This window comes from Rhodoferax ferrireducens, assembly GCF_003347515.1.
Lineage (GTDB): Bacteria > Pseudomonadota > Gammaproteobacteria > Burkholderiales > Burkholderiaceae_C > Rhodoferax.
Genome location: NZ_QEII01000209.1, coordinates 1 through 429, shown reverse-complemented (window position 1 = coordinate 429; position 429 = coordinate 1). Strand labels below are relative to the sequence as shown.

Annotated in this window: 1 pseudogene; it reads right to left on the bottom strand. The window is 55.7% G+C overall.

The features are described from left to right. A pseudogene (locus C5P05_RS02845) lies at positions 1–429 on the bottom strand (hypothetical protein); the annotation flags it as partial.

Below are 429 nucleotides of genomic sequence, written 5' to 3'. Positions count from 1 at the left end.
TGTGAACCATCTTCATATACATGGCGTTGAACATGCCCATTGGGCCAACTTGGCATTCGTCAGGAAAAACAGTCTTCCAGTCTGGGTACTTGCCTTCAACCTCCCATTTCGTTACCTCGCCGTCTTTTTCTCCGTTTGGCTGAACGTGGTATTCCGTCTTCTGCGCATTGGTGACAACAAGGCGACCGTCGACCAGCTCCAGTCGGCCATCGTCCGCCTCCCGGCAAGCCTCACGAAGATTCTTCCCGATGCGCAAGATGGCAGAGCGCTCCACGACAGCGGAGGGGTCGCGCCACAAGCCAATGGCATGGCCATTGGTCGCCACGATCACAGCGCCGCCTGCTGGCAGTGGCTCGACGTAGACGCCGTTCAAGTAATAGCGGATGTCGTTTTTCGCTTTGAATTCGCAAATGGCAGCGACAAGTTTGG